The following is a 22,369-nucleotide window of genomic DNA, read 5'->3' as shown; positions in this document are numbered from 1 at the left end:
TGCGGGGCGAGGTTGGCTCGCTGGAGAAAGGCGCGCGGCCATTCGGGAAGCAGCGCCCTGGTCCGACCGGGAGCCGGTATGCTTTGATGCGTGGGACGGGAACTGCAACGCGTGGTGGCCTCATGTACATCGTCATTCGCAAGTACACCAGGGTTCGTTCGGTCGCGGACGCTGCTCGCCGCGCCAAGAGCGGCGTCGGTCAGATCCTGAAGCAATCGCACGGATTCAGATCTTACTACGTGCTGGATGGGGGCGACGGCGTCGGTGTCGCCGTGATGATATTCGAGGACCGCGAAAGCGCGAATGCAGCGAACGCCAGGATAATGGAGTTTATTCAAGCAAGTCTGCATGACCTCGATCTTGGGGATCCCGAAATCACTGCCGGCGAAGTGTTGGTAAATATGGAACCTGATGCGTCCTCGGCATGAAGTACTCGTAAACGCCGCCAGTTGTGTGGGGTGCCGGCCCCTGCCACTCTGTGGATCTGATCGCCGTCGCGCAGGGGCGATCGCGCCCTGGACATCCGGATGTCGTCGGTCAGGAATATTCGACTGCTCATGCTTTTCGAGGAGTAACAACATGAGGCAACACGATTTCGAAGCATTTTTTATCACAGCGACCGTCTGGACGCCGCTCGTAGCTATGGGCACCGCGATGCCGCCCCGAGATCCTGATGAAGACGAGGAGGACGAAGAGGGCGACGAAGAGGAGGATGAAGCCGACGAACCGGCGGTCGTACGCGAGCCGGATGAAGACTAGGCCGTGAACCCATAAAGCGAGGAGGACCGGCGCTGCATGATGCCGTGTATTCGACGAACCTTGTGCATATCGTGTCGGAGCGATAGCAGCAGATGTGGAAATCTCGCTCCTGCGAATTAAGGCACTTAAGCCAACGTAAGGACGCTGAAGTATGCTCACTGTCTATGGCGAAGGTCGTGGGTTCCGTGTCGTTTGGCTGCTCGAGGAATTGGGGGTGGCTTATCGGCTGCGCCCGGTCGATCTGTTCGCTGTCGAGAATGATCCCGATTTTCTTGCGATCAACCCCGCCGGCTTTATCCCGGCGCTGCAGGACGGCGAGATGATCATGGTCGAGTCGATCGCGATCCTCGAATACCTGCTCGCCCGCCACGGCCCGAGCCCGCTCGCCGTCGCCCCGGATGATCCGGCTTTCGCTGCCTATCTGCAATTCCTCCATTTGGGAGAGGCTGGGCTCGCTGGACCAATGAACGCCGTCATCGTCGGTCGCGCATTCGCCCCCGCAGCAGAGCGAAACGCCCGGGTCACAATCTGGGCACTGGAGACCTTTCATAGCCGGCTGGAATTGGTCATCCAGCGTCTCGCAAATCGTCCATTTCTCGCCGGAGACCGGTTCACTGCTGCTGACATTTCAGTGAGCTACGCTCTCCTGCTTGGTCTGCGAACCAGCAACTATACCCTGGGTTCAGTCGAGCGTGCCTATCTCGCCCGCACGACGGCACGCCCCGCCTACGCCCGGGCGATGGAAATCTGCCAAGCCACCAAGGCTTGGGCGGAGCGATCACCGGCGTTGTAGAGCCAAGTCGTGAATCCATAGAAGGGATTCCCACGAGCGGCCTGGACTAGCCAGTGTCGGCCAGTCCGCGCTATAATCTCTCCATGGGCTGGGATGCGAAAGACGTAGCGCTGCTCAAAAGGCTCTGGGCCGCAGGACAGAGCGCGGCACAGATTGCGCGCCGTCTCGGGTGTAGCCGTAACGCGGTCTGCGGGATGCTAACCCGTTCGGGCTTGAAGCGTGGCCACAAGCCGCCAACAGCAAGACCCAAGATAAGGCCGCCCCCGAAGCCAAGGCCGGCGTCGTCGGCCGCCCTGGTACGTCGAGTAGAAAAGAAGGTGTCGCGAAGCACCGCAGAGAAGCAGCAGCCCAAGGAATTCAGCAAGCAGCAGCTGTACGCCATTCTAGCTGAGGCGGTCAGGAACACTGGCTAAGCGCTAACCACGACGGGCGTTACGCTCCGCGTCCGTGCCCTGGTCCAACTCGAACGGTTCGGCTGTCGTGACCATTCCCCAAGCCTTGGTCTGCTTCGGGTCAATCGCGTCGGTTTGGTTCTCCCGAGACGACTTCCGGTCAGCCCCAGTGAGCGGACATCTCTAGTACCCCTCGCCAGGTCTCAAACGGGCCAAAAGCAGACATCGCCTCGACAGCCGCTTGTCTATCAGACAGCCCCAACACGGGAAGATATGTTAGAATTGCCCATCATCAGAATTGGGTCGATCTTTTGCGAGCACGACACGAGTGAGGATGTTGCTGGCTATGGCTGTGTCAGAAGACAGATTACCGACTGGCGGTTTTGCTCACTTGGTCCCTGAAATGGATGTGTTCGACCTCAAACAGAGCACGACCTTTTGGTGCGACCTCCTTGGTTTCCGTATCGCCTATCAGCGGCCTGAAAGTCGATTTGTGTACCTGGAGTTTCAGGGTGCGCAGGTCATGCTCAGACAGCACAGCGGCCATTGGCAAACTGGTGCTTTAGAACGACCACTGGGGCGCGGTATCAACTTCCAAATCTTTGTCGGCTCCGTCGCGCCACTTCTCGATGCTTTGGAAAAGGCACAATGGCCGCTCTTCAGGGAATGTCACGATGCTTGGTATCGGATCGCCGGTGAGGAGCGAGGCAACAGGCAGTTTTTGGTGCAGGACCCCGACGGCTACCTTCTGCGTTTCGCGCAAGACTTGGGAAAAAGATAGCTTTCGACCCAGCAATCCCACTTGGAGATTGTCCGCTTAGGGTCAAAAGCAGCAGTGGGCGCCAAGCTGTATCGGCGTCCGGTTTGCCCCTGACAGCCGACATGACACGCGCTCAATTGACCTTCGGCTAAGGGCCATAAGCGAGCGCGGCAAAACATGCCAGCGCATGCTCCGGCAAATGCTATTGGTCCACGCCTGGGCGGGGTTAACGCTGCGCCGGCGAGCCAGAAAGTCCTTGACGCAACAGAACACCACGGATTTGGATCGGTCGGAAGACCTTGATTGGACGATGGACGGAGCCGACCCGTGGGATTTTTGCTGAGAATTATGCTCGTAACCGCTCTCGTGAACCTTGCTCCAGCCGTCGCCCAGGCGCCGAAGAAAGCCGTCGCTTCTCCTGCCTTGCAGAAGGAATTCGATGGCTTCATCGAGAAGTTTCGCGCGGCGCTGAGGACAAACGATTCCGCCGCCGTCGCCGGTATGACACGATTGCCGTTCATGAACGACAGCGCAATTCGCGACGCCGCGCAATTTCGCGCCAAGACCTATCCGACCTCGTTCACGCCGAAAAATCGCGCGTGTATCCAGCGCGGCAAGGCCGTCTACGATCGCGATCAGGAGAACAATGACAATTACTTCGTCTTCTGCGGCGAGCTCATCTTCGTCTTTACCAAGACGCCGGCGGGGTTCCTTTTTACGGACGTCGGCGCGAATGACTGATCAGGCAACAATGCTATCCACTGCCGCCGGACGTATGATCGGCGCCTCGCTCAGCGACGTATTGGATACCGCAACCTAGGCGATGGGCCGCACTCATCAACGGAAAGACTCGCCGCGAGCACAACGAGTCGGCTCAGCTCCCCATTAACGGACATGCAAACGGACAGCGGCGACTTCGCCTTCGGGTCACACCCGGAAGAACTCGGGCTGAGCATATCAAGTCTGCTTCACCCCCAAGGAGCGGACATCTAGCGGACATGCCGGGTCGACCGCTTGGGGCCACACGCGGACCATCTGACCCAAATTACGAACAGAAGAAGAGCCCAGCTGTGGTGGGCTAGGCTCTCGTTCAGCGATTGATGGCCGCCTCAACAACCGTCTTTACGGCGACATCGGGTTCAGGATCATTTGATTTCCCAGGACGTGTTGTGCGGGATGTCCATCGCAAAATAATCGCCAGAGCCAGCCAGCGCAGGCATAGCTATGCACGCAAATGGTTCGCTTCCGGTGATGCCCTTATACTTGCCGGTGCCGCCGGTGATGATATGCGTTCCACAATCCATCTTCGGCTGGGCCTTGTCGAGGTCTCGAGTATCGAAGGTCGAGAAAATCTTGTCGCCGTCGCTGTCGGCGAGCACGCAAGCGCCGTCAATGTATTTCTTGTCTCCGGACGCGACGTTCAGCGCCACGCAGCGTGCTGACATCTTGTCCAGCATCTTCTCTCCCTTCATGTTTTGAGTGGTCCCGACCGCCTCCAGCGTAGTGGCCTTGCCGAGTTCAGCGGTGTCAATGCTCATCAAGGGCCGAAAAATAAAGTGCGTCACATAAGGAGTAGTCCCCTTCTTTTCAATCGGCTCTCCTGCGACAGCCGCGGGGGGCAAAGGACACGAGCGCTGCAGCAAAAGCCGTTGCTTTAGTGAGTCTCATCGCTGCGGTGACTGTGGGGACTATGCGCACGTTGATGGAGTTCATGAGTGCCTCCTTAGATCAAGCGGCGGTTCAGGTCTCCGCCGTGAACTGCCGCGAGTTGAAATCGACCTGCGTATGCTTTCTCCTGTCAAATCGAGTTTGCACGCCGGCGCGGAGCGTCAACGTGATCATGCTTTCTTGATGCTTCGCCTTGGACTGACGAAGTATGTGGGGATGGTGGCTCCAATCATCGGTTTTGACCTCAATACAAGGCTCGACCGAACGACCTGGAATATTAGCATAATAGCATGGAACGCGGCGAACGTCAGCGTCATGCCCGGAATACGCAGCGCGCACCGTCAGCTGTCCTGACCGAATGCGCTGTGAAAAATGCAATTCTCCTGTTGTTCGGATGAAGCACGGGGCACATGGGTGCAGCGACCCTGTGCCGCTCTTCATGCTTTGCGTCGTTCCGCTTGCAACTCAGGAGGTGAGCATTGAGTCACGTCGATTTCCACAGCCCCAATATCCGTAATGTCCGCTTCTGGTCACGAGGGGACGTTCGCTCTGAGCGCGGGAATGTCAACTAACGGCCAAGAACGGACATCCCGTTTCAAAACCTGCTACTGCAGCGTCCGCTTGAAGAAGGCGACGATGTCGTGATCGAAGCGCTCATGAAACGCAGCGCGGTCGAAGCCCGGCTTGCTTGTGCAGATTGCCGGCATGCGGGTTGCCAGGTCCGCAGAGCACGGCTTCAGAAAGTCGTAGTGCCCGGCGTCAGCCACGACGTGCGTCTCGGGTGGCGTCGGCAACGCGAGCCGAACGGCTTCCGCATAATAGGGGTGTGGTAGCACTTGATCATCCTCGGCCCGCCAGAGCTGCACCGGCTGGAGGACCGCCGCCAGACCGTTGGTCCCGAAGGCAAAACCGAGAGCGGGCGCGGCGGAGACCACCGCCTTGATTCGCGGATCGCGGGTCCAGACGATATCGGTATCCGGCAGCAATGGGTGCTCTTCCATGATCTGACAGTCTTCGAAGGCGGGATGCGCCTTGCAGTGACTCGGAAGGGTCCGAAGGTCCGGCTCGCCGCCGGCGGCCGCTAGCACCGTCAAGCCGCCAGCCGAGAAGCCGAACGCGCCAACGCGACTGGCATCGAGGCGGGCGTGGTCGCTCCACGCGCCCAGCATGTAATCCGTGAGCAGCTTCAATTGCCGTGGCCGTTCCCAGATTGCGGTAGGACGGCTTTGGTCGCGCCAGCTATCGCCATTGTGCGTAAGAGCGGCGACGACGAACCCTGCATTGGCCAGGGCCGTGGCGGTGTCGAGGTGCCCGGCGTAGGAGCCTCCGTGACCGTGAGATATGACCACCAGCGGAAGACCGGTGCCCTCAACCGGCGCGTCGCGGGCGACCATCTGTTGATCGGTCTCGACCGCCTCCAGCTTCGGGGTCATCGTGGTCGGATACCAGACGCCCACCTCGATAGGTGGGCCTTGCGGATCGTCGATGCTGAAATGCCGGAACCCGACCGCGGCGTCGGCCTGGCCGGCGGTGACTGCGATGAGTACGGCGAAAAAATATGCAATCGTGTAGCGCATGGGAACCTCTCGGCGAGTGGGACGCCAAGGATCCAGCAAACGGCACAGGCCTGCGCCAGCAATTGTTCGCCAACGGGCGAATGGGTTCGCCGGCGGGCAAACCGCCACTATAATGGCCTTATGAGTGAAGCGCGCCGGAGTGACTTTCTGCGGGATTGGGCCGTTGACCTCGCGATCGCGAGCGTCTGCGCCATCTTTTTCGGCCTGATCGGACCGTTTGGTAGCTATCTGAACGGACCGGCCTGGCAGCGCGTGGTGTTTCAACTCGCCTGCTTCTTACCCGGAATCCTCCTTTTCGGATCGCTCATCCGGGTGGTGCTGCGGCTCCGCCTGAACCCGGCGATGACCTGGATGTCGATCCTCCTCGGCGTCGTCATCCTGAACTCGCCATTCCAGATCTGGGTCGCGTCGATCGCCGTATCGATATGGCCCTTCCTGAAAATCTTACGACCGTTCGATTGGTACTTGCAGGGGCTGATCACCGCCTTGCCGATTGTGCTGGGTTTCACCCTTCTCATGCAGGCCCGGTTACATCGCCGGCAACAGGCCAAGGAAGCCGGCGAAGCGCCGCCAACTGCTTTCGGGCTACTCGGTGCGCCACCTTCCGCGGTGCTTTGCCTGCAGATGGAGGACCACTATGTACGCGTCCATACCGCCGGCAACTCTCGCCTTGTACTGGCGACGCTCAACCAGGCGATGATGGCGCTCGAAAATGCCGATGGGCTGCAGGTACATCGCTCCTGGTGGGTCGCGAGGAAGGCGGTTGTGCGGGCCATTACCGAGGGCCGCAATCTGCGACTGCAGCTCGTCAATGGAATCACGGCCCCCGTCGCCCGGTCAGCCGTCGCCATCGTGCGGGAGGCGGGCTGGTTGACGAACGAGAGCTCGACGGGGGGCCGCAGCACCGAAACAGAAATATTGCCCCTATGACGGAGGCCATGTCCGTTGTGGGTCAAAAGCTGGCGGTCGGCAGCAGCGTGGCAACGTCGGTTGGGGCCAATAACGGAAGTGAGCGGCTACACTGCCTGATCGCAGATGCGTGATAGGGCCGGGGCGAGAGTTGCGGTCAGCCACGAGTCCGACCACATTGACGCCGTCGAGCCCGCAGCATGTCCAAAGGTGACGCCCGCGTGAATTTATTTGGCCGAAATCAGGAATTGACATCTCGGCCGACGCCGTCAGGCGAACGCAGCTCCAATAAATACGGCGTCGCCGGGCTGCTGGCCTCATCCGCCGCGCGAGGTTGGTCAAATCTCACGGCAGAGCTTCGCAGCCACCGCGGTACGGTTGCCTGGAATAACCCCCAGCCTGATGCCGAGATCTGCGTTGATGTGCGCGGTAGTCGGTCCGTGGTCACGCGTCGGCTGGACGGGGCCATCGACTCGACCATCTCCGAACGTGGAACCATCTGGTTTCGTCCGGCCGGCGTGCACGAAGGCCTGATCGACATGTCCGAGCCGGTGCCAGCGATCTTACATCTTTACCTACCGCCCGGTTTGTTCTTGTCGCATGATCTGGGTGAAGGGTTCGGCGCGACGGCGATCGATTCACTCCGCCACAAGGGCGGCTTCCGCGATCCACTGCTTGCCGAGATTGCCTTTGCCATCATGCTCGAACTGGAACACGAGACCTCCGCGGGCAGGCTGCTCGCCGAAACCCTGGCATTGAGTCTGGTGGCAAGATTGATCCAGAACCATGCTGCGCCGCGGTCCGGCCTGGTCATGCCGGCCGCAGGGGAAGGGCTCGACCGACGCAGATTGGCGCGGGTGCTCGACTATATCGAAGCCAATTTGGAGGGCGATCTGACGGTAGCGCGGCTGGCCTCGGTTGCCTGCCTGAGCGAGTTTTATTTCGCGCGCGCGTTCAAGGCCGCCATCGGCAAATCGCCGCATCGGCATGTCAGTGCAAGGCGCCTCGAACGCGCCAAGGATCTGCTCTGCGATGCGGATCGGGCCTTGGTCGATATCGCCCTCGGGCTCAGGTTTTCGTGCCAGGCCAATTTCACCCGCGCATTCCGGCGAGCCACGGGCCAGACACCGGCGCAATATCGGCGAAACCGGCTGGCTTGACTTTGTTACCGATGTAACGATCTGCATCCACCGACGGCAGGAAATGACAATAGCTGAGCAGGCGATGCAAAGCGGCATTGCCTCGATCAGGGTAACTGTTCGCCCATCCATGCACTTTGCGTGAAGGAGAAGCGAATATGACGTCCGAACGGAAGGTTGCCATCATCACCGGGGCATCGCGCGGCATTGGCGCGGGATTGCTCGAAGCCTACCGGGATATCGGCTATCACGTCGTTGCCAGTTCTCGTTCGATCGGCAGGAGCGACGATCCGTCGATGCTCGCGGTCGATGGCGATATCGCCAGCGCAAAGACGGCCGATCGCATCGTGGAACTGGCCATCGAGCGCTTCGGACGGATCGATACGCTCGTCAACAATGCCGGCCTGTTCATTGCGAAGCCCTTTACCGAGTATTCTGAGGCCGACTTCGCCAAGATGGTCGGGGTCAATCTCGCGGGCTTTTTCAATCTGACGCAGCGGGTGGCGGCGAGGATGCTGCTCGCGGGCTCGGGTCACATCGTCAATATCACGGCCACGATCGCCGAGCAGCCGATGGCGTCCCTGGCGGCGGCGCTCGCGGCGCTAACCAAAGGCGGTCTCAACGCGATCACCCGCTCGCTCGCGATCGAGTACGCAAGCCGGAATATCCGCGTGAATGCCATATCGCCTGGTGCGATCGCGACCCCAATGCATGCGCCGGAGGCGCATGGCTTCCTCGCAAGTCTGCAGCCGATGGGCCGCATGGGCGAGATACAGGAGGTCGTCGACGCCGTGATGTATCTTGAGCGAGCGGCTTTCGTCACCGGCGAGATCATGCATGTCGACGGCGGCGCGTCCGCCGGCCACTGGTAGGAGGCGTGCGATGTGGTCTGACCGACGTCTTGTTGAATTGTTCAAGATCGAGCATCCGATTGTGCTGGCACCAATGGCCGGATTGGGCACGGTAGACCTTGCAGCCGCGGTCTCGAATGCCGGCGGCATTGGCTCGATCGGCTGCGCTGTCTTGACGTCTGAGCTCATTGCAAAGACCGTTGCCGAGCTACGGCGACTGACGAAGAAACCAATCAATCTCAACTTCTTCTGCCACGATGCGGCAAAGGCGGACGCCGCTCGCGAGCGTGCCTGGCATGAGAAGCTTTCGTCGTATTATCGCGAACTGGGCATCGCCCCCGCAACGGCTGCACCGCGCCTCGATCTCGCTCCGTTCGGCGATGCCGCGTCCGCCGTAGTCGAACAGGTTCGGCCGGAAGTGGTAAGCTTTCATTTCGGTTTGCCCGAGCCCGGATTGGTCGATCGGGTCAAGGCAGCTGGCTGCAAGGTGATCTCATCGGCGACGACAGTCGACGAAGCATGCTGGCTCGAAAAGCATGGTGCCGATGCGATCATCGCTCAGGGGTACGAAGCAGGACATCGAGGCTTATTCCTCGATTCTGACAGCGAGCGCGCGATCACCTCACAGGCCGGCACGTTCGCCCTTGTGCCACAAGTCGCTGACGCCGTCAGCGTGCCCGTGATCGCAGCCGGCGGGATCGGGGATGGGCGAGGGATCGCAGCGGCATTCGCACTCGGGGCCGCCGGCGTGCAGGTTGGAACCGCCTTTCTGCTTTGTGCCGAGTCGGCAACGCCCCCGCTCCATCGCGAGGCTCTGCGAAATGCGCGGTTGAACCAGACTGTCGTGACCAACGTGTTCTCCGGGCGACCGGCGAGGGTTCTGGTCAATCGCCTTGCCGCCGAGATTGGTCCCTGGTCGGACGCGGCGCCGGACTTTCCGCTGCCCATGGGCGAACTGTCGCCGCTGCGTGCTGCGGCTGAGCAGAATGGAAGCTCCGATTTCACGCCACTCTGGTCAGGTCAGGCGGCCGCGCTTGCCCGCGAGATGCCCGCCAGAATGTTGATGGACATCCTCGTGCGGGAAGCCACCAAGTCTGGAGGCAGCTGATGTCCGGCTTGGGATACCAACCAAAGTCCGAATTGGGTCGAAGTCCGGCGTGGTTCGCTGCGGATCGGCGCGCCGGGTTCATCCTGAGAAGCTGACCTGTCGTTGAGGAGTGCTGGCGGCAGGAATGGGCCAGCAGCGGACATTGCGGCTGACTTTCGCGCCACCGTTCGAACGCCCGGCCGGTCTGCTTTGGGGGCGCGCTAGACGCGCGTGCGCGGTAGCGAGGTCGAGCCGAACCGATTGTCGCCAGGCCGTCCGGGAAATGCACTCAGGATTGCCGCCAATAAAAGATAAGGAAGCCAATACGGAATGCTGAGCGCGTCGACGAGGAGAGGAATTGCGAGGATCGTGAGCGCCCACCAACCCGAGATGTTGAAGTCATGTAGTCGCTTCACAAGGATTGCAGCGAGCGGCCAGAGCGAGATAAAGAGGACAGCCGGGACGATGGGCCAGTCGAGCGGAGGGTTGACGCTATAGTATTGGGGTCCTGAATCGGTGAGCTTCCTCGCGATGCGCACGACAAGCATGTCGACTAGCACAAGTCCCAAAAGTCCCAATCGAAATTCCTGCGGACCGATGCGGCCTTTCATGGATAAGAAATACCAAATGAAAGCTGAATGCATGCGCCTCCGAGATCATCCTGTCCGATAGCTGTAGTGCAACGCTTAAGCAGCATAGGCTATTCAGCCCAACACTATCCGAATAGATAACCTAAAATTGTGCGCACGGGCGGACAATCGCCGACGGTCACAATAGGATCAGGCCAGCAGCGTCGCATAGGACGCGAGAGGGCGATGCCCCCCGGTCGGCGCTGGGCTGATCTGTGCTAGGCTTCGTCAACACATGGTTGGTTTTGGCGGAGGCGGTTGTGAGGCGACGTGAGTTCATCGCGCTCCTCGGCGGCGCGGCGGCAATCCGACCACTCGGCGCGCATGCGGAGCGTCCGCGAGAGCGCATCCTCTATTTCACATACTCCGCCGGCTACCGGCATGATGTCATACCGCTTTCTAAGGTTATCCTGACCCAGCTCGGAAGCCATTCGGGTGTTTTTGAAGTCACTGCAACGGAAGACACGTCCGAATTTTCTACCGAAAACCTCGAGCGCTACGCAGCGGTGATGTTCTATACGTCAGGAGAACTTCCGATGAGCGACGCGCAAAAGAGAGCTCTTCTCGACTTTGTGCGCTCGGGCCGCGGGTTCCTCGGCGTTCATTCGGCGACGGACACATTCTACACTTGGCCGGACTATCTCGATCTGGTCGGCGGCTACTTTAATGGTCATCCTTGGCATCAGGCCGTGAAGATCGAGGTGGTTGATCCCGGCGATCCCCTGGTGGCTTTTCTCGGGAATTCGTTGCAAGTCGAGGACGAGATCTACCAAATCGGCGACTTCGACTATCGTGGTTCACGCGTGCTCCTGCGCCTCGACCCAAGCTCGGTGGACCTTGGCAAGACCGGCGTACATCAACGATTCTATGGCTGGCCTCTCACCTGGACCCGATTCTATGGCGAGGGACGAGTATTTTATTCGGCGCTAGGCCACGAGCCGTCAGTTTGGCGGGACGCCCGCTACCAGCGAATTCTCACGAACGCTATCCTGTGGTCTATGCGAAGGTCGCCCTGGTAGACGCCGCGGCACTTCGCATTTGCGGTCAGCCCAACGCCTCCATCCAGCCGGCGACGGCCCGTCCGATCTCGTCCGGCGAATCTTCCTGGACAAAATGGAGTCCCGAGATCGTCACCTCGGTCTGTGCCGGGAGGCTGCGGGCCAAATCGAGAACCGGGCCATGGGCGAGGATCCCACCGGGCTCCGCCCTCAGGAACAACTTGGGTATATGGCTCGTCTTAAGCCAGTCAGCGTAGGCGGTCACGATCGCAGTCACGTCGGCGGGCTCGCCCTCGATGGGGATTTGCCTTGGCCACGTCAGCGTCGGACGCCGGCCCTCGCCGGGCTCGGCGAAGGGCCGTCGGTACTCCGCCATATCCTCGTCGGACATTTTGCGAAGGATGGCTCCCGGCAGGATCTTCTCGATGAAGAAATTGTCTCGCAAGACCATTTCCTCGCCTTTCTCGGAACGCAGCCCCTGCAAGGCGTGACGCATTTCGAACTTGTCCCAGTGGTCCCAGTATTGCGGCCCCATGATCGCCTCCATGTACGCGATACCCTTCACGGCCTCGCGGTGGCGGTTGGCCCAGTCGAAGCCGAGCGCCGAACCCCAGTCATGGATGACGAGGGTGACCCGTTCGCGCACGTCCAGGGACTCGAGCAGGGCGTCGAGATAGCGGCGGTGCTCCACGAAGCGATACGAGTTGGGACCGCTGTCAGGCAGCTTGTCGGAATCGCCCATGCCGATCAGGTCGGGGGCGATGCAGCGACCCAGCGGCTTCAGGTGCGGCAACACATTGCGCCAGAGATACGACGAAGTGGGATTGCCGTGCAGCAGTACGATGGGGTCGCCCTTTCCCACCTCCACATACGCCATCTCGCGGCCGAGGACCCGCCGCCGCTGCTTCTTATAGGGAAATGCCGCAGAGATCATGTTCGCTCTCCCGTTTACATTTGGGCGCAGCGACACCGCGAAGCCTGCGCAACAGCGCGCCGCTGGGTTAGAGAGTGATCTTACTCGGGCCCTGCATCAATCGCTTGCCCGCCATTGATGCTGTTTTGCTAATCTTGCTCAGAAGATCACCCAAGCAGATACTGGGTATCAAGCCATTGATATGCCGCGCGTTAAGCGGATAGTTCGACGGCCCTTGCCCACTGCCCAGATCAACGTTTAAGCTGATTTCCTGGAGCGGTTCCCTGATCTGATGCTGAGATTTTCTTAGGATTACTCAACCGACGGGGCAGGCCGTGATGGCCGAGCAAGGCCTACGAGCCGTCTATGAGTCGAACGGGTGGGAGATCGATCTTACCCAGCGTGAGCTGCGGTCCCGAGGTGTTTCCGTTCCGATCGGGAACCGCGCATTCGAGATTCTGGAGATTTTGGTTCAGTCGGGCGGCGAGCTTGTCACCAAGCGCGATCTTATAGATCGGGTGTGGCCGGTTGCGACGGTCGAAGAAAACACGCTCCAGATTCATATATCCGCCATTCGCAAGGCGCTCGGCGCAGATCGCGAGTTGTTGAAGACGGTGTCCGGCCGCGGCTATCACCTGCGCGGCATCTGGACCATGCGGCCAGCAACCGGACCGGGACATCCACTCTACCTAAAGGAAAGTGCGTCGGCGCAGCCATTAGCGTCGACCAACCTGCCGCAGCCGGTTTCAGCGTTGATCGGCCGCACCGCCGAGGTCGAGGAAATCTCGAAGCTTGTCCGTGCCGGCCGGCTCGTCACCCTGACCGGGGCGGGGGGCATCGGCAAGACACGGCTCGCGCTCGCGGTCGCCCGTGAACTGCTGCCGCATTTTCCAGAGGGCGTGTGGCTGGCCGAGTTCTCGCCGCTCGCTGATCCCAGTCTGGTTCCCGTAGCGCTCGCTGCCGCGATCGGACTCAAGTTCGGCGGAGGTGAAATTTCGACGCAGCGCGTGGCGCTGGCACTGGCAGCGCGGCGCTTGTTGGTGGTGTTGGACACCTGCGAGCATGTGATCGACGCCGCGGCGAGAATGGCTGAGGGCGTGCTGCGAGCCGGATCCTCGGCTCAGATCATCGCAACCAGCCGCGAGCCGCTCCGGGCCGAGGGGGAGCAGGTCTACTGGGTGCAGCCGCTCTCGATTCCGACGGAGGACGCGGACGATCTCCTGGAATACGGCGCCGTCAGACTATTCATCGAACGTGCACGAGCAACCGAGGCAGGGGCGGTTCTGGATGGCTATCAGGCAAAGACGATCGCGGCGATCTGCCGGCGTCTTGATGGCATACCGCTCGCGATTGAAATGGCGGCGGCACGTGTCACGGCACTCGGTGTCGAAGAACTCGCCGCTCACCTTGACGATCGCTTTCAGCTGCTGACCGGAGGGCGGACGGCGCTGCCGCGGCACCAAACTCTGCGGGCGACCTTCGATTGGAGCTACGAGCTACTGACTGACGCTGAGCTGGTGCTCCTCCGCCGGCTCGCGGTCTTCGCCGGCGCCATCGACCTGGAGGCGATCTGCGCGGTGGTAACGGGCGCCGGGATCGCTTTGCCGGACGTGGTCGATGGAATTTCCAGCCTGGTTTCGAAGTCGCTGGTTGTGGCGGAAATCGATGCCACCACGGCGCGCTACCGCTTATTGGATACGACCCATACGTATGCTCTCGAAAAGCTCGGCGAGAGCGGGGAACGGGAACAGCTCGCGCGCCGCCATGCCGAATATTACCGGGACTTGTTCGAGCGGGCTGAAGCGGAGCTGGAGATGCGCCCCACGGTCGACTGGATGGGCGACTATGGACGGCACATCGACAACCTGCGCGCGGCGCTGGGTTGGGCCTTTTCACCCAGCGGTGACGTGCAGATTGGCGCGGGGCTGACCGCGGCCGCAGTGCCCCTATGCGTCCATTCGTCGTTGCTGGAGGAATGCCGCGGCCGCGTGGAGCGGGCGATCGCCGCCCTTGGGGCTGCCGTCAATGGCGACGCGCGCCTCGAGATGAAGCTGTATACCGCGCTCGGTACGACCCTGATATTTGTCACCGACGCGAAAATTCCAGCGCTCGGCGAAGCCTGGACAAAGGCGCTGGAGCTTGCAGAGAGGCTTGACGATGTCGAGCACCAATTGCGGTCGCTGCTAGGCCTGTGGTTCTTTCACCGGGTTGCCGGCCGCCTTCGCGCCTCCTTGACCGCCGCGCAACGATTCAGCGCCCTTGCGGCAAGCCGGTCAAATTCCAACGATCGGCTGATCGGTGAGCGATTGATCGGCATCTCGCAGCAATGCCTCGGCGATCAAGCGAGCGCGCGGTATCACCTCGAACGCATGCTCGCGCACTATGTTCCTCCAGTCCAAAAGTCGCGGATCAGCCGTTTCCGGAGCAACCAGCGGGTGACCGCCGGCGCCTTTCTGGGCCGGACCCTATGGCTGCAGGGATTTCCGGATCGCGCAATGCACGTCACCGAAACATACCTGCATGAGGCAGCTGCCAGCAGACACGTCAACTCGGTGTGCTACATCGTCGCCAACGCAGCATGCCCGATCGCGCTGTGGAGCGGCGATATGGATGTCGCAGACCATTACGTGGCAAGGCTGATCGACCTTTCGACCAGGCATTCGCTGATGCGCTATGTTGCCTTTGCCCGCAGCCATCAAGGACTGCTTGCGATCAAGCGCGGAGATACCCCCGGCGGATTGCCGCTGCTGCGGTCAGGCATCGACGAACTCGGCGACGAAGTCAACGCGTCGCATCGCTATTTCCTGTTCGTTGGTGAGATGGCGGAAGGCTTGGGGCGTGTCGGGCAAGTGGGCGAAGGACTTTCGGTGGTACACGATGCGATCGCGCGCGCAGAGGAGACCGAAGAACGCTTGAGTATCGCCGAGCTGCTGCGCATCAAGGGCGAACTGCTGCTGTTGCAAGGTGCACCCGGCGCTGCGGCAACGGCCGAGGATCAGTTTTTCCGGGCGATGAAGTGGGCGAGCCTGCAGGGCGCTCTGTCCTGGGAACTACGCGCCGCCACAAGCTTGGGACAGTTGTTTCGCGATCAGGACCGACCGACCGAAGCGAAGGCGCTGCTACAACCGATTTACGACCGGTTTACCGAAGGTCTCGACACCGCCGACCTTAAGCGGGCAAAAGGTCTCTTGCGTGATCTCAGTTAAGCCAATCTCCGTTCTTAGCGAGGCTCTGATGTTTGGGGGAAGTTTTGCTTGCGCAATTGAGGAGGCAAGTACCTCAGCTTCCCGGGCGCTGTATTGGTCTCGCTGGTAGGGAATCCCGCGAGGTGCCGTTGCCCGTTCATACTGCTTGCTGAAACACCCCCGTTGAATGGCGCGCGAAACGGAGGAAGAACCTCTGCATTGCCTGATCCGCCTTGGTCCGGGCTGCGACCAATGCATCAGGACCAAGGGCCGATCCTTCAACGGAGAAGAACGTCAAATCATGCAGCCCGATGGTAGCGAGGATAGCTTTTAGATACGGCGTGAGAAAATCGGGCTGATGCGCGCGATCGCCGGAAAATCGTCCGCCCGAGGACACTGCGACAAAAACCGGGCGGTCGCGCAACGCCCCCAGTTTTCCCTGGGCAGTCACGTCGAACGTTCGACGGACTCGAACGACGTGATCTATCCACGCTTTGAGAGCGGCAGGCACGGTGAAGTTGTGCATTGGAGTTGCGATGACGACGAAGTCCGCGCTCTCCAGTTCCTGGATCAGTTCTTCGGACCGGGACATGGAACCCTCGACAAACATTTCCAGGCAGGATCGCTCGGTCGCGCCAAGAGCAGTTGCGTAGCTTTCGTCGATGTCGGCGACGCCGCTGATCGGCCGAATTATGACGGTTGCCGTCGGCTCGCCATCCAGCAAGTGGCCGACGATTTTCTGAGATAGCCTGTAACTCTCCGAGGCCTGCCCGCGGGGGCTGCAAATCAATTGCAGTATTTTCGTCATCTGCTTTCCAATCTCTGCTGTCCGAACTCTGATCATCAGCAAAGAGCAATTTCGGCCTGCATCCAAGGACCATGAATGAGCTTTGCGACTGGTCCATGATTTTCCGGCGCAGGCTCGACCGCTGCAGCGTGCGAGGAGTGGAGACCAATCCGAACCGTTATGGCAGAGTGGGTTTTTCGTTCATCGAAAGATCGGACCGGGCCATGCCTGCCGCGAATCCCCGAAAGCTCCCGCCGCTCGATCCGACAGCGGCCGCACCGTTCTACCGGCAGATTTACGATCGGTTTCGCGACGCTATCGCCACTGGAATGTTGAAGCCTGGTGACCGCATTCCGTCGGCACGGGCGTTGACCAAGGAATTGGGGCTGGCCAGAGGTACCATCGACACGGCTTATTCCTTGCTGGCCGCTGAAGGGTATGTCGAGGCGCGCGGGCAGGCAGGAACCATTGTAAGCCCAGATCTTACGCCGCGAATATCCATTGCGAACCCGACGCCGCGGGCGGATCCCCGGATGGACGGAGTCAGTTTTCGTCCGGATTCCATCCTGCCGTTCCAGATGGGTTTGCCTGCCCTGGATGCGTTTCCCCGGAAGATCTGGGCACGCCTTGGCGCGCGCAGCGCGCGGGCCATGCAGCCTTCCGATATGATCCATCCCCCTGTGTCCGGCTTGCCTCCGCTGCGCGCTGAGATCGCGAGATATCTCCAGGTTTCCCGTGGGATCAACTGCTCCCCGTCTCAGGTGTTCGTGACCTCGGGATACCGCCAAACCGTGGAGCTGGTCGGTCATGCCCTGCTGAAGGCGGGTGATCGCGTCTGGCTTGAAGACCCGGGATATCCGCCCACGCAAGAAATTCTCGAATATATGCATATCGAAGGCGTCTCGGTTCCGGTCGATGCGGAGGGCATGGTCGTTTCGGACGCCATCAGGCTCGCGCCCCGGGCGCGTGTAGCGGTGGTCACGCCTGCGCATCAGAGCCCGCTCTGCATGTCCCTGTCGTTACCCCGGCGTCTGGCGCTGTTGGACTGGGCCGCGCGAAACAAGGCATGGATCATCGAAGACGACTACGATGGCGAATACCGCTATGTCAGCCGCCCCCTCCCTGCATTGAAAAGCCTCGATCGTGACGGGCGGGTGCTCTATGCGGGTACCTTCAGCAAGGTACTGTTTCCAGGCATGCGGCTGGCCTATCTCGTCGTGCCGGAAGCGCAGGTCGAGCGGTTTGAGGAGGTCACCGAAAGCCTTTCAACTGGCTCTCCGGGGCTTACGCAAACCATCGTCACTTCATTCATCGCCGAAGGACATTTTGCGCGCCACATCCAGCGGATGCGGAAGCTCTATGCCGAGCGCCGCGCGGAGACCGCGGCAGGGCTGGAAAGCGTGCTGGGAAAAAATGTGCGAATAGATTTACAGCCGGGGGGCATGCACCTGATCTTGCGTCTGCGAGGCAACCGTTCAGATCGCCGGCTCGCTGCGAGCATGCGGGAACAAGGCCTGTACGCGGAGGCACTTACGGATTGGACGAGGCGCAATGATGGGGCTTCCGCCCTTCTTTTGAACTTCACGAATATCGCCTCGCGGCGCGTGGCCGAAAATTTCGGCCGGCGCATTTTGGGATTGATGTGACTGAAGCTCGAGCGTGATCTGCTGGATTATGGAAATCATGGCCCAGCTACATACGCCTATCATGGACCTTCTTGAATAGGCCAAGATGCGAAACGATGGAATCCTTCAACCAGATGAGGATTCAATCATGAACAAGCGCATCGATTACGCCAAGGCTTCACCGGAAGGCTTCAAGGCTTTTGGAGGGGTCTACGTCTATCTTCAAAAAAGCGGCCTTTCAAAGCAACTTGTCGATCTCGTGTATCTGCGGGTTTCGCAGATCAACGGCTGTGCCTACTGCATCGATATGCACTCCCGCGACCTGCTCAAGTCTGGTGTCGCCGCGGACAAGCTCGTGCTGGTGCCTGTGTGGCGAGACGCGGGGGAAGTCTTTAATGAGCGCGAACGCTCTGCGCTGGCCTGGACCGAAACCGTGACGCGGGTGGCCGAAACCGGCGTTCCCGATGCCGACTACGAGGCCGCCGCCGGCGAATTCAGCGACAAGGAACTCGCTGACCTCACCTATGCCATCGGCCTGATGAGCGCGTTCAATCGATTGGGAATTTCGTTCCGCTCGATCCCCGCTGCCGCCAGTAGGGCTTGAGGCGCTCATCAGCAAACGCGTCGCGCATGGAAATTGGTCCATGCGCGTCCAGCCCCTTACAAGCAGCCCGGCCGTAACGCCCGGTGACCAGCGAATGGATTGACCCACATGGCATGGATGATATTGGCCTCCGCCGGCCTTCTCGAGATCGGATTCGCCTTCGGTATGAAGTGGTCCGCAGGCTTCACGCTGCTGATACCCGCGCTGTTTACGGCTGTTACCGGTTTGTCGAGTGTCTTTCTTCTCTCGCTGGCGCTCCGCACACTTCCCGTAGGAACGGGGTACGCGGTCTGGACCGGTATCGGTGCCGCGGGTACCGCCGTTCTGGGTATCGCAGTGCTGGGCGACTCTGCGTCACCTGCGCGGATACTTTGCATTGCTTTGATTGTGGCCGGCGTGATTGGACTAAAGCTTGTCTCTGCAAACTGAGGATGCCACTGACGCTCGGGTGCCCGTTTCGGCCTGACCGTTTGATGCTAAGGCGGATCCGGTGACCACCAAGGCATGGGCGGCCCAGGTCAGAACATTCATGGCGTTCTCCTTCTGCAGCCGGAGAGGGCGCGATCTTGCCGGCGGTCCGCCAGCGGCCTGCCCACCGGGCGCCGGACGAGTGCGCCGCGATTCACTCCGACTTGGGCGGTTATTCCGGCACGACCAGGGCCTTGTTCGTGCGCAGCGCGCTCATCACCTTCGGATCGAGTTTGAGATGGGCTTGCACCAGTCCCGGCGGTGTCGCCGCCATCCAGGTATCGAGAGAGAAATCGATAAAGCGGTCACTCTTGAACGTCTCGAGAAATCGAAAGTTGGTCGAGCCGGTATTCTCGAGATAGTGGCCCATCGCCACCGGGACGTAACCAACGTCGCCGGCCTGCAGATCAAATGTGCGCGCCTGCCCCTGGCCGGCAAACACACCCATGCGCGCCTGCCCCTCGATGACGTAGAGCCACTCGTCTCCGTTAGGGTGCCAGTGCACCTCGCGCAATCCGCCAGGTTCGAGTTCAACCAGGGCCGCTGCGGTCGTGGTGCTGATTGAAAACAAACGGGAATCGGTGATCCGCACCGTTCCGCCCTTCGTCTTGATGGGCACCTGCTCCATCATCCGCCACGTGTAGCTCGTCTCCGACGCCTTTGCGCCCGATATGGCTTCCGATCCGAGCGGCCCCGGCAACGGAGCCAGGAAAATATAGCGCTCGCTTTCATCGGGGGTGTGGCCGAACAGCGAGGCAGGCACTCCGAAATTCTTGCCCAGCACATCGGTCGGTATGCGCTTGAACCAGTCGTTGAGCAGGAAGGTGTTGTCTTCGTCGAAATCGCCATCGTCGAACACGAGAAGAAATTCGCAGCCGTCGGGGCCGAGGCCCTGGATCGAGTGCGGGGTTCCGCCCGGGAAGAACCAGAGATCTCCGACGCCGACGTCATCGACGAAATAGCGCCCCTCGGAATCGACCGCCGTCACGCGAGCCTTGCCATAGAGCATGTAGGCCCATTCTGACGCCTTATGCCAATGCAGCTCACGCACACCGCCCGCGTTCAGGCGCATATTCACGCCGGCCATGGACTTGGCAATGCCCAGCTCACGCTGCGTGACCTGGCGGGTCCAGCCGCCCGGCTCAAGCCGCATATGGGCGTCCGAGAACGAGAAGCGCAGGTTCGGCAAGGTGCCATGATCGGTCGACGGCGGTACCAGCAGATCCGGGTTCTGCCGATCCCGCATGAGATTGCGCGGACCGGGATCGGTGCCGCCGTGACCCGGTCGCTGTGGCTGAGGAATCGCGCCGTCCGCGGTTTGCGCGTGCGCCAGCCCAACGCTCGTTAGAAGACCGCCCGTAGCGGTCGCTGCCAACATATGGCGACGAGAAATGGAATCCATGCGCGGTTCTCCCATGATTCCAGGCTACAATTCTTCTGCGCACGACACCTGCGCCTGACGTCTCCGAGCGTCGTCCGTTGGAAGCGATTCACACTATCAAAGCAGTACACTTCGATATTTCTCGTTAGCACGAGTTCCAGCGGCTTCCGGCACGGCGAGCGCCAACATTGGCACTGTCCGCCTCGATCGATAACCGTATCGGTTTTCGAACCAGGCCGTGAACCCATACCCCGGCTGCGATCGACGAAAGACCCGGGATCACGATGCGGTGCTCTATGCTCGTACGGATGCCATCCGCGATGCCTTTGGCGGACAGTTTGCTGCCTTCACTAAGGACGGCGAGGACAACAAAACGCTGTTCGCAAAGACCGGAAAATTGCCGATGCCGGTCTTGGCTATCGGTGAGACCGAGCGTCTTGGCATCCCCAAGGCCAACGATAAGCTCGAACTTCTCCGGCGGCTGCGTCCATCTGGGCTTGCCTTACGAACCCACTGACTACACGCTACCCAAATGAGCAGATTCCACGCCCGAGGTAAGGTCATGATCGGCGCCACGGCACTCCGTGCGCTTGTGCTGACTGCAGCTTTTTTCGCGGCGTTGTCGCCGGCCACCTGCCTTGGCGAAAACAGCAACCGCTTGCCGGCCAAGGCTACAAAGGAGCTACCACTCGAGTTGCTCTCGCTGCTCCGACAAAAGAAGATGCCAAAATACTCGCCTATCCTTGTGCGCGTCTTCAAGCAAGAGGCGGAGCTCGAAGTCTGGAAACAGGACACCACCGGCCTCTTCAAAATCCTCAAGGTGTACCCGATCTGTCGGTGGTCGGGGGATCTCGGGCCGAAACTGAAGGAGGGTGACCGTCAGGCTCCAGAGGGGTTCTATACGATTACTCCCGAGCTGATGAATCCCAACTCCGATTACCATCTCGCGATCAACGTCGGCTTTCCCAACAGCTTCGACAAGGCAAACAATCGCGACGGCAGCTTACTCATGATCCATGGCGACTGCTCATCGAGCGGTTGCTATGCCATGACCGACGAACAGATAGGCGAGATCTATTCGCTAGCGCGGGACTCCCTCGGCGGCCGACCGTCCTTTCAGGTCCAGGCTTATCCATTCCGCCTGACGCCGGCAAACCTGGCGCAGCATCGAAATAGCCCGAACCTCTCCTTCTGGAAAATGCTCAAAGTCGGCAACGATCACTTCGAGACGACGCATCTCGAACCTAAGGTGGACGTGTGCAATCGACGCTATGTGTTCGATGCGCAAGCTCCACCAAATTCGCCGTATCCTCTCGTGTTCAGTCCCACCGATAAATGCCCCGCGTTTGTTGTGGATTCCAAAATTGCGCGGCGGGCGCTTGAGAAGCAACGTACCGACGAACTCGAATTCGCGCGATTGCTCAATGACAACGTGCCGGCAGCCCCGATCTATAGCGGACTGGACGGCGGAATGAACGAGGCTTTTCTTGCAAAGTATCTGGTCAGAGTGACGCTTGCGAAAGTGATGCCGTATGCATCTTATCTGCCGCAACTGCCGCCAATCCCTTGGGTCACCAACGATGGTTCGTTGACGAGTAGATGGTTTGGCACCTCGTTCTCGAAACCGATTGCATGTGATCTGGCTCGTTCCAGCTTCCTGTCGACGGTCGTGGAAGGAGACGACGGGTGCTAGAGCGCCCGGTCTACTTCAGGCTTGCATCCAGAGTCAGCTGCCGGGTCACTGCCAGACCTCGCCAATGCTTTCTCAAGGTCTGAATACGCCCGGAAGCGGAGTGCGATGAAGCGCTGCGCGAGTCGGCTCGGGCTAGGTGTGGACCCATGCG

At 60.4% G+C, this 22,369-nt stretch carries 23 protein-coding genes; 17 read left to right on the top strand and 6 right to left on the bottom strand.

From position 1 onward, the window contains the following. The first annotated feature begins 122 nt into the window (after positions 1–122). The 6 genes from ABIB95_RS00950 to ABIB95_RS00925 all read left to right on the top strand — a co-directional run bounded on the left by ABIB95_RS00950 (position 123) and on the right by ABIB95_RS00925 (position 3,445). Positions 123–428, top strand: coding sequence for a hypothetical protein (locus ABIB95_RS00950; RefSeq protein ID WP_354177073.1), 306 nt, complete (start codon positions 123–125; stop codon positions 426–428). A gap of 151 nt (positions 429–579) precedes the next feature. Further along, positions 580–759: a hypothetical protein gene (locus ABIB95_RS00945; protein WP_063984236.1), complete on the top strand. Its 180-nt coding sequence runs from the start codon at positions 580–582 to the stop codon at positions 757–759. Positions 760–910: 151 nt separating this feature from the next. Next, a complete protein-coding gene (locus tag ABIB95_RS00940) occupies positions 911–1,552 on the top strand; it encodes a glutathione S-transferase family protein (protein ID WP_354237586.1) in 642 nt (213 codons plus the stop codon). A gap of 83 nt (positions 1,553–1,635) precedes the next feature. Continuing rightward, positions 1,636–1,965, top strand: a complete 330-nt coding sequence (locus ABIB95_RS00935) for a GcrA family cell cycle regulator (protein ID WP_028155869.1) — start codon at positions 1,636–1,638, stop codon at positions 1,963–1,965. 313 nt (positions 1,966–2,278) lie between these two features. Next, complete coding sequence (locus ABIB95_RS00930; RefSeq protein WP_354237585.1) at positions 2,279–2,725, top strand: bleomycin resistance protein; 447 nt, start codon at positions 2,279–2,281, stop codon at positions 2,723–2,725. Positions 2,726–3,031: 306 nt separating this feature from the next. After that, positions 3,032–3,445 carry a hypothetical protein gene (locus ABIB95_RS00925; protein WP_038943760.1) on the top strand — a complete coding sequence of 138 codons (414 nt, stop codon included), beginning with the start codon at positions 3,032–3,034 and terminating at the stop codon, positions 3,443–3,445. Between the two features lie 404 nt (positions 3,446–3,849). Here ABIB95_RS00925 and ABIB95_RS00920 read toward each other — a convergent pair whose 3' ends face one another. Together ABIB95_RS00920 and ABIB95_RS00915 are read right to left on the bottom strand one after the other, a co-directional pair. Continuing rightward, on the bottom strand, positions 3,850–4,242 hold the full coding sequence (locus ABIB95_RS00920; protein ID WP_354237584.1) for a hypothetical protein: 393 nt from the start codon (positions 4,240–4,242) through the stop codon (positions 3,850–3,852). 735 nt (positions 4,243–4,977) lie between these two features. Continuing rightward, positions 4,978–5,949 carry an alpha/beta hydrolase family protein gene (locus ABIB95_RS00915; RefSeq protein ID WP_354237583.1) on the bottom strand — a complete coding sequence of 324 codons (972 nt, stop codon included), beginning with the start codon at positions 5,947–5,949 and terminating at the stop codon, positions 4,978–4,980. A gap of 120 nt (positions 5,950–6,069) precedes the next feature. Here ABIB95_RS00915 and ABIB95_RS00910 point away from each other — a divergent pair, with 120 nt between their 5' ends. The 4 genes from ABIB95_RS00910 to ABIB95_RS00895 all read left to right on the top strand — a co-directional run bounded on the left by ABIB95_RS00910 (position 6,070) and on the right by ABIB95_RS00895 (position 9,956). Beyond that, on the top strand, positions 6,070–6,879 hold the full coding sequence (locus ABIB95_RS00910; RefSeq protein WP_354237582.1) for a LytTR family DNA-binding domain-containing protein: 810 nt from the start codon (positions 6,070–6,072) through the stop codon (positions 6,877–6,879). A 179-nt stretch (positions 6,880–7,058) separates the two neighbouring features. Beyond that, positions 7,059–8,018 carry a helix-turn-helix domain-containing protein gene (locus ABIB95_RS00905; protein WP_354237581.1) on the top strand — a complete coding sequence of 320 codons (960 nt, stop codon included), beginning with the start codon at positions 7,059–7,061 and terminating at the stop codon, positions 8,016–8,018. A 137-nt stretch (positions 8,019–8,155) separates the two neighbouring features. Next, positions 8,156–8,869, top strand: a complete 714-nt coding sequence (locus tag ABIB95_RS00900; RefSeq protein WP_208086038.1) for an SDR family NAD(P)-dependent oxidoreductase — start codon at positions 8,156–8,158, stop codon at positions 8,867–8,869. Between the two features lie 10 nt (positions 8,870–8,879). Next, a complete protein-coding gene (locus ABIB95_RS00895; RefSeq protein ID WP_354237580.1) occupies positions 8,880–9,956 on the top strand; it encodes an NAD(P)H-dependent flavin oxidoreductase in 1,077 nt (358 codons plus the stop codon). A gap of 200 nt (positions 9,957–10,156) precedes the next feature. Here ABIB95_RS00895 and ABIB95_RS00890 read toward each other — a convergent pair whose 3' ends face one another. Then, the gene (locus ABIB95_RS00890) at positions 10,157–10,579 is read right to left on the bottom strand and encodes a DUF805 domain-containing protein (protein WP_085401698.1); all 423 of its coding nucleotides are present in this window, start codon (positions 10,577–10,579) and stop codon (positions 10,157–10,159) included. Positions 10,580–10,824: 245 nt separating this feature from the next. Here ABIB95_RS00890 and ABIB95_RS00885 point away from each other — a divergent pair, with 245 nt between their 5' ends. Continuing rightward, entirely contained in the window at positions 10,825–11,583 is a 759-nt protein-coding gene (locus ABIB95_RS00885; RefSeq protein WP_223153616.1) for a ThuA domain-containing protein, read from the top strand. Between the two features lie 25 nt (positions 11,584–11,608). Here the strand turns inward: ABIB95_RS00885 and ABIB95_RS00880 are convergent, their stop codons facing one another. Further along, positions 11,609–12,496, bottom strand: a complete 888-nt coding sequence (locus tag ABIB95_RS00880) for a haloalkane dehalogenase (RefSeq protein WP_085401697.1) — start codon at positions 12,494–12,496, stop codon at positions 11,609–11,611. Between the two features lie 317 nt (positions 12,497–12,813). On the opposite strand from ABIB95_RS00880, the gene ABIB95_RS00875 reads away from it, so the two are divergent. Continuing rightward, the gene (locus ABIB95_RS00875; RefSeq protein WP_354237579.1) at positions 12,814–15,681 is read left to right on the top strand and encodes an ATP-binding protein; all 2,868 of its coding nucleotides are present in this window, start codon (positions 12,814–12,816) and stop codon (positions 15,679–15,681) included. A 136-nt stretch (positions 15,682–15,817) separates the two neighbouring features. On the opposite strand, the gene ABIB95_RS00870 is transcribed toward ABIB95_RS00875, so the two are convergent. Next, positions 15,818–16,468, bottom strand: coding sequence for an FMN-dependent NADH-azoreductase (locus tag ABIB95_RS00870; protein WP_354237578.1), 651 nt, complete (start codon positions 16,466–16,468; stop codon positions 15,818–15,820). Positions 16,469–16,563: 95 nt separating this feature from the next. Between ABIB95_RS00870 and pdxR the strand changes: the two genes are divergently transcribed. From pdxR to ABIB95_RS00855, 3 genes are all read left to right on the top strand, one after another. Further along, a complete protein-coding gene (gene pdxR, locus ABIB95_RS00865; RefSeq protein WP_354237577.1) occupies positions 16,564–18,093 on the top strand; it encodes a MocR-like pyridoxine biosynthesis transcription factor PdxR in 1,530 nt (509 codons plus the stop codon). Between the two features lie 127 nt (positions 18,094–18,220). Next, complete coding sequence (locus ABIB95_RS00860) at positions 18,221–18,676, top strand: carboxymuconolactone decarboxylase family protein (RefSeq protein WP_354237576.1); 456 nt, start codon at positions 18,221–18,223, stop codon at positions 18,674–18,676. Positions 18,677–18,784: 108 nt separating this feature from the next. Beyond that, positions 18,785–19,105, top strand: a complete 321-nt coding sequence (locus tag ABIB95_RS00855) for a DMT family transporter (protein ID WP_208086043.1) — start codon at positions 18,785–18,787, stop codon at positions 19,103–19,105. Positions 19,106–19,316: 211 nt separating this feature from the next. Here ABIB95_RS00855 and ABIB95_RS00850 read toward each other — a convergent pair whose 3' ends face one another. After that, entirely contained in the window at positions 19,317–20,546 is a 1,230-nt protein-coding gene (locus ABIB95_RS00850; protein WP_354237575.1) for a cupin domain-containing protein, read from the bottom strand. A gap of 217 nt (positions 20,547–20,763) precedes the next feature. On the opposite strand from ABIB95_RS00850, the gene ABIB95_RS00845 reads away from it, so the two are divergent. Next, positions 20,764–21,042: a hypothetical protein gene (locus ABIB95_RS00845; protein WP_354237574.1), complete on the top strand. Its 279-nt coding sequence runs from the start codon at positions 20,764–20,766 to the stop codon at positions 21,040–21,042. 45 nt (positions 21,043–21,087) lie between these two features. Continuing rightward, positions 21,088–22,218 carry a L,D-transpeptidase family protein gene (locus tag ABIB95_RS00840; RefSeq protein WP_354237573.1) on the top strand — a complete coding sequence of 377 codons (1,131 nt, stop codon included), beginning with the start codon at positions 21,088–21,090 and terminating at the stop codon, positions 22,216–22,218. Positions 22,219–22,369: the final 151 nt, after the last annotated feature.

Origin of the sequence: Bradyrhizobium sp. LA2.1 (genome assembly GCF_040547725.1) — a bacterium.
Lineage (GTDB): Bacteria > Pseudomonadota > Alphaproteobacteria > Rhizobiales > Xanthobacteraceae > Bradyrhizobium > Bradyrhizobium barranii.
This window is presented reverse-complemented; position numbering and strand designations above follow the sequence as displayed.